At 62.7% G+C, this 6,315-nt stretch carries 6 protein-coding genes; 2 read left to right on the forward strand and 4 right to left on the reverse strand.

Translation table 11 applies throughout. The features are described from left to right. Positions 1-29: 29 nt before the first annotated feature. From B9A97_RS27480 to B9A97_RS27495, 4 genes are all read right to left on the reverse strand, one after another. A complete protein-coding gene (locus tag B9A97_RS27480; RefSeq protein ID WP_084369027.1) occupies positions 30-917 on the reverse strand; it encodes a branched-chain amino acid ABC transporter permease in 888 nt (295 codons plus the stop codon). A 309-nt stretch (positions 918-1,226) separates the two neighbouring features. Further along, complete coding sequence (locus B9A97_RS27485) at positions 1,227-1,928, reverse strand: ABC transporter ATP-binding protein (protein WP_084369028.1); 702 nt, start codon at positions 1,926-1,928, stop codon at positions 1,227-1,229. Then, the gene (locus B9A97_RS27490; RefSeq protein WP_244564380.1) at positions 1,928-2,701 is read right to left on the reverse strand and encodes an ABC transporter ATP-binding protein; all 774 of its coding nucleotides are present in this window, start codon (positions 2,699-2,701) and stop codon (positions 1,928-1,930) included. The genes B9A97_RS27485 and B9A97_RS27490 overlap by 1 nt, the downstream gene beginning before the upstream one ends. A 24-nt stretch (positions 2,702-2,725) precedes the next feature. Next, complete coding sequence (locus tag B9A97_RS27495; protein ID WP_084369030.1) at positions 2,726-3,931, reverse strand: ABC transporter substrate-binding protein; 1,206 nt, start codon at positions 3,929-3,931, stop codon at positions 2,726-2,728. A gap of 186 nt (positions 3,932-4,117) precedes the next feature. Here B9A97_RS27495 and B9A97_RS27500 point away from each other — a divergent pair, with 186 nt between their 5' ends. Both B9A97_RS27500 and B9A97_RS27505 read left to right on the forward strand, forming a co-directional pair. Next, complete coding sequence (locus B9A97_RS27500) at positions 4,118-5,047, forward strand: LysR family transcriptional regulator (RefSeq protein WP_084369031.1); 930 nt, start codon at positions 4,118-4,120, stop codon at positions 5,045-5,047. Positions 5,048-5,146: 99 nt separating this feature from the next. Next, positions 5,147-6,082: an MYG1 family protein gene (locus B9A97_RS27505; protein WP_084369032.1), complete on the forward strand. Its 936-nt coding sequence runs from the start codon at positions 5,147-5,149 to the stop codon at positions 6,080-6,082. The last annotated feature ends 233 nt before the right edge of the window (positions 6,083-6,315 follow it).

A 6,315-nucleotide genomic window follows, 5' to 3' on the forward strand; every position in this document is an offset into this window, starting at 1 on the left:
GGGTCGTTGGTGTCGCTGAATGGGCCATGTCACGCATCCCGACCGAAGAGGCCAGCCGGCCTGATGAGAAGAACGATCGCCATGATGACGAAGATGACGGTATTGGAGGCTTCCGGGTAGAACACCTTGGTCAGGCCCTCGGCAATGCCGAGCATATAGCCGGTGACGATGGCGCCCATGATCGACCCCATGCCGCCGACCACCACGACGGCAAACACCACGATGATGATGTTGGAGCCCATTAGCGGCGAGACCTGGTAGACCGGCGCCGCCAGCACCCCGGCAAAGGCGGCAAGCGCCACGCCGAGCCCATAAGTGAAGGTCAAGAGCACGGGCACATTGACCCCAAACACCTGCACCAGCGTCGAATTCTCGGTGGCCGCCCGCAGATAGGCGCCTAGCTTGGTCTTCTCGATCAGCAGCCAGGTGCCGATGCACACCACGAGCGAGACGATCACCACCCAGCCGCGATAGATCGGCAGGAACATGAAGCCGAGATTGGTGCCGCCCGCCAGCGCCGGCGGCGTGGCATAGGGCTGGCCCGAGGAGCCGTAGAGATAACGGAAGGTCCCCTCGATCGCCAGCGCCAGGCCGAAGGTGAAGAGCAGGCCGTAGAGCGGATCGAGATCATAAAGCCGCCGCAGGAACAGCCGCTCGATCACAGCACCCACGACGCCGACAATCAGCGGTGCGAGGATCAGCGCCGGCCAGTAGCCGATGCCGGCGAAGGTCAACAGCAGGTAGGCGGCAAAGGCGCCCAGCATATATTGCGCCCCATGGGCGAAATTGATCATTCGCAGCAGGCCGAAGATAATCGCCAGGCCGAGGGAGAGCAGGGCGTAGAAGGAGCCGTTGATCAAGCCGATCAGCAACTGCCCGAACAGCGCCTGCATGGGAATGCCGAAGATCATGGTCATGACATCAGGCTCCTCTGTTGGCTGCTTTGGCTTGAAAGACCCTCTCTGGCCTGCCGGCCATCTCCCCCACATGGGGGGAGAAGAATCGCGGCACCGGCGTCATGTGAAGTCGCGACCGTCAGCAGGGCTACTCCGTTTCGATTTGTTGGAGCGGTGATTTCGTTCGCGAACCATCCCAATAATGGGGAGCGCTTAACCCAGTCGCTGCTTCCGTAGATTGAGGCGAGCGGGCGCTCCGGGTCTTCTCCCCCCTTGTGGGGGAGATGGCCGGCAGGCCAGAGAGGGTCTTTTTGCATGATCATCATCCCTCTACACCCCCAGAACCTTGTGCAGCATGTCCATGCGCTCGGGCAGTTCGCCCACCTTGAACTCCGCCATCATCTGCCCGTGCTCCATGAGGTAGAACCGGTCGGCGACGCGGCTGGCGAAGCGGAAGTTTTGCTCGACCAGAAGCACGGTCATCCCTCGGCTTTTCAACTCCTTCAGCACCTCGCCGATGCGCTGGACGATGACGGGGGCAAGCCCCTCGGTCGGCTCGTCCAACAGCAGCATCTTGACGCCGGTGCGCAGGATGCGGGCGATCGCCAGCATTTGCTGTTCGCCGCCGGAAAGGCGGGTGCCGGGGCTGTTGCGCCGCTCGTGCAGATTGGGAAACAGCGCGAAGATTTCTTCCGTCGACATGCCGCCCTTCGCGACCTCGGGCGGCAGCATCAGGTTTTCCAGCACCGTCAGCGTGGAAAAGATGCCGCGCTCCTCCGGCACGAAGCCGATGCCGTGATGGGCGGTGCGATGCAGCGGCACCTGCATCAGGTCCTTGCCGCCGAAGCTGATCTGGCCCTTGCGGGCCCGCACGATGCCGGTGATCGTGCGCAAGGTCGTGGTCTTGCCGACGCCGTTGCGGCCGAGAATGGTCACGGTCTCGCCCTCGGCGACCGTCATGTCCACGCCGTGCAGGATATGGCTTTCGCCGTACCAGGCATTGAGCCCGTGGACCTCAAGAAGCGGGGTCATCAGGCCTCCTCCGTACCCATATAGGCGGTGCGCACGCGCGGATCGCGGCTCACCGTCTCGTAATTGCCCTCGGCCAGGATCTCGCCTCGCTGCAGCACCGTGACGTGGTCGCAGATATTGGCGACGACGGAGAGATTGTGCTCCACCATCAGCACAGCCCGTTCCCGCGCGACATCGCGAATGAGGGCGGCGATGACATTGACGTCCTCCTGGCCCATGCCGGCCATCGGCTCGTCCAGCAGCAGCACCTTGGGTTCGAGCGCCAGCGTGGTCGCGATCTCCAGCACGCGCTTGCGGCCATAGGAGAGATCGGCGGCAACGGCATCGCGCTCCTTGGAGAGCCCGACGGCGGCCAGCAGGGCATCGGCGCGCGCCGTCAGCGCATCAAGCGCCGAGAGCGGCTTCCAGAACTGATGCGCCAGATTGTTGGGACGCTGCAGCGCGACACGCACATTGTCCAGAACCGTGAGATGCGGAAACACTGCCGAAATCTGGAACGAGCGGACCAGACCCATGCGCGCCACCTTGTCGGGTGGGGTGCGGGTGATATCGGTACCCAGCAGGGTGATGCTGCCCGCGGTCGGCTGCAGAAACTTGGTCAGCAGGTTGAACACGGTGGTCTTGCCGGCGCCGTTCGGGCCGATCAGCGCATGCACCCGGGCATGGTGGACGTCGAGGTCCACGTCGCGGACGGCGGTGAAGCCGCCGAAATCCCGGCGGAGACCCCGGGCGGACAAGACCACCCGGGATTCGTCGATAGCTTTTTCAGCCAATGCGGACATCAGGGGCGGGCCGGATCAGGACTTGACCAGGTCGCAGCCGCTCTTGGCCGGATCGATATAGGCTTCCTTGCCGGGGATCGTGGCGAGCACGTTGAAGTAATCCCAGGGGGTCGCGCTTTCGCCCGGCTTCTTGACCTCAAGCAGATACATGTCGTGGAACATACGGCCATTCGGGCCGACGCTGCCGCCCTTGGCAAAGACGTCATCGACAGGCATTTCATGCAGCGCCTTGGCAACGGCTTCCGTCTCGTCGGTGCCGGCCTTCTCGATCGCCTTCAGATATTGCGAAACGGCCGAATAGGTGCCGGTATGGATCATGTTCGGCATCTTGCCGGTCCGCTCCATGAAGCGCTTGCCGAATTCGCGGCTGGCATCGTCGCGGTTCCAGTAGAAACCTTCCGTCAGCGTCAGGCCCTGTGCCGCCTCAAGTCCGAGACCATGGACCTCCGCCAGCGTGAAGAGAAGGGCTGCGAGACGCTGGCCGCCGGCCGTAATGCCGAATTCTGCCGCCTGCTTGATGGCATTCTGCGTGTCGGCGCCGGCATTGGCGAGACCGACAACCTTGGCACCCGAGGACTGCGCCTGCAGCAGGAAGGAGGAATAGTCCGTGGTGGCCAAGGGATGGCGGACGGAGCCTGCTACCGTGCCGCCATTGGCCTTGACGAAATCGCTGGTCTGCTGCTCCAGCGAGTAACCGAAGGCATAGTCGGCGGTCAGGAAGAACCAGCTGTCGCCGCCGTTCTTGACCAGCGCGCCGCCCGTGCCGACGGCCAGGGCATGGGTGTCATAGGCCCAGTGGAAGCCATAGGGGCTGCACTGCTTGCCGGTGAGTTCCGTGGTGGCGGCACCGGTGACGATGTCGATCTTCTTCTTTTCCTTGGCGATCGCCTGCACGGCCAGCGCGACGGACGAGGTGGTGAGTTCCATGATGGAATCCACCTGCTCGGTATCGAACCACTGGCGCGCAATGTTGGAGGCGATGTCGGCCTTGTTCTGGTGGTCGGCATCGACGATCTCGACCGGCACGCCGAGAACCTTCCCGCCGAAATCTTCTACGGCCATCTTCGCGGCCTCGACCGAGGACTTGCCGCCGAAGTCGGCATAGACGCCGGACTGGTCGTTCAGGATGCCGATTTTCACCTTGCCATCGGATGCGTCAGCAAGAGCGGCTGTGCTGCTGGCGAGCAAAAGGGCAAAGGTCGCAATGAGATTGTGTCGCATAGAATTCTCCTCCCAGAGATCCATAGTCCAGAGACCGGCGTTTGCGAATCTGTTCAAATTTGACCAGCAGTTCTCCTCAAAACCACTGACTGAAGTCATGATCCGGCAAAAATGTCGTTGACGCAAGCAGGCTCTCTTGCCAAATAGCAAACAGGGTCTGTTCATTTTTGAACAGGGGAGGGCCAATTGACCAATGCGAATTTCACCTGGGACGACCTCCAGTACTTCCTGGCGGTGGCCCGCAGCGGACAATTGTCGACAGCCGCACGGCAGCTGCGCTCAAGCCATGCGACCGTCTCCCGCCGCATCGACCGGCTGGAATTTGCCCTGAAGGTGAAGCTGTTCGAGCGCAATCCGCGCGGCTATGTCCTGACCCTGATGGGGCAGCGTTTCGTCGACACGGCCGAGAAGATGGAGCAGGAAACGGAGCGCCTGCAGGCGGACCTTTCGCTGGGCTCCACCCACCAGCGCGGCGTGGTGCGGATCTCCGCGCCGGAGGGTTTCTCCAACTTCTTCTTCACCCATCATCTCCAGGGCTTTGTTGAGGCCAATCCCAATATCTCGATCGAACTGGTGACGATCCAACAGATCATGGCGCTGTCGCGCAAGGAGGCCGATGTTGCCGTGGTGCTGGATCCGCCCAAGGCCGGGCCCTATTTCTCCGAGAAGCTCGGCGACTACCACCTCAAGATCTACGGCACGCGCGACTATCTCACGCGGCACGGCATGCCTGAGAGCCGCGAAGACCTGCTTGCACATAACTTCATCGGCTATATCGAAGACATGATCTTTGCGCCGGGGCTGGATTATCTCGGCGACATCCACCCGCGCATCAAGCCGCATTTCCAGAGTTCGAGCATCTTCGCCCAGCTGACCGCCACGCGAAACGGGCTGGGCCTCTGCGTGCTGCCGATCTATATCGCGCGCCGCTATCCGGAGCTGCAATTGGTGCTGGGCGACGAGGTGACTTTGCATCGCCATTACTGGCTGACCTGCCATCGCGATCTTAGGCAAGTGGCGCGCACCCGTACGGTGATCGATTACCTGACGCAGCTCATGCGGAAGAATGCAGGCCTTTTCGTCGAGCGCGAGCCGGCGGCTGCGGCGGCGGAATAGGGCAGACTGCGGCGGCGGTGGCAAATCCGAGGTTGAGGTGAAGCCGGGCAGGCGCTATCACGGGCCAGACCTCCCGGCCGCCAACAAGAAGATCCGCAGATGACCAAAGCTTTCCTCGTCACCCATTCCGGTGGCTTTCACGCAGACGAACTCCTGTCCAGCGTTATCCTCATGCGGCTTTTCCCGGAGGCGTGTATCGTCAGATCCAGGGCGCCGGAATGGGTAATGCCCGCCGAGGACCGGATCGTCTACGACGTCGGCGGCGCCTATGATGCCGAACGGGGCATCTTCGATCATCACCAACGCGGTGCGCCGCTGCGCGACGACGGCCAGCCCTACAGCTCCTTCGGGTTGGTATGGAAGCATTTCGGGCGGGATTACCTCCTCGCCTCCGGCCTGCCGCAGGAGCATGTCGAAGCGGTGCATGCCTCCTTCGACGAGAGCTATGTGCTGCCGACCGACCTCGTGGACAATGGCGCGCTCAATCCCTCATCTGCCGGACCGCTGGCGGCACTGACGCTGCCGGTGCTGCTGGAAACCCTGAAACCCGTCTTCGACGACACCGATCCCGAAGCCACGGATCGGGCCTTCCATCAGGCGCTGGCGCTAGTCCGCAGCCTGGTCGAAGCCAAGATTGCAGGGTCCGCAGCCAAGCTGCGCGCCGAGGCGATGGTGACCAAGGCCATCCAGACGGCCGGCCAGAGCCGCATCCTGGAATTGCCCTTCGGCATGCCGTTCCGCTCCGCCATCGTCAAGGCCGGCGCCGACCACCTGCTGTTCGTCGTGCACCCGCGTGAAACCGACTGGTGCATCACGACGATCCGCGTGGCCGACGAAGGCTTCGAAGTGCGCGCCGACCTGCCCGCAGCCTGGGCCGGACTGAACAATGCGGCGCTGGAGGCAGTGTGTGGTGTTCCCGGTGCCACCTTCTGCCACAACGGCCGCTTCGTCGCCGCCGCCAAGACGCAGGAGGCAGCGCTTGCCATGGCGGAGTTGGCGGTGCGGGAGGCGCTGTCGGCAAGGCCGGCTCTGTGAGGTGAGGCCGCTCTTTCGGCGAAGAACGTCGGGATTGGCTAAGACCGGATGGGGTGAGATGCGGGTCCCCGATTATTGGTGAGTGGGGTCACCCCCCTTTGTCCTGCCGGACATCTCCCCCTCTGTGGGACTGTTGCCAAATTCGGCTGATGTGATTCAGTTGGTTTGCAGCGATTTGAGGGGATTTGATGTCTGTTCGACGGGATGGCCAGTTCAGTTTTGTGGATGCGCTG

The sequence above is a fragment of the Rhizobium sp. RU36D genome (genome assembly GCF_900176345.1).
In the GTDB taxonomy this organism is placed as follows: Bacteria; Pseudomonadota; Alphaproteobacteria; order Rhizobiales; family Rhizobiaceae; genus Allorhizobium.

Bases quoted from the DNA above. Each gene is read 5' to 3' on its own strand.
- B9A97_RS27480 (WP_084369027.1), bottom strand. From the start codon at position 917: ATGACCATGATCTTCGGCATTCCCATGCAGGCGCTGTTCGGGCAGTTG.
- B9A97_RS27485 (WP_084369028.1), bottom strand. From the start codon at position 1,928: ATGACCCCGCTTCTTGAGGTCCACGGGCTCAATGCCTGGTACGGCGAA.
- B9A97_RS27495 (WP_084369030.1), bottom strand. From the start codon at position 3,931: ATGCGACACAATCTCATTGCGACCTTTGCCCTTTTGCTCGCCAGCAGC.
- B9A97_RS27505 (WP_084369032.1), top strand. From the start codon at position 5,147: ATGACCAAAGCTTTCCTCGTCACCCATTCCGGTGGCTTTCACGCAGAC.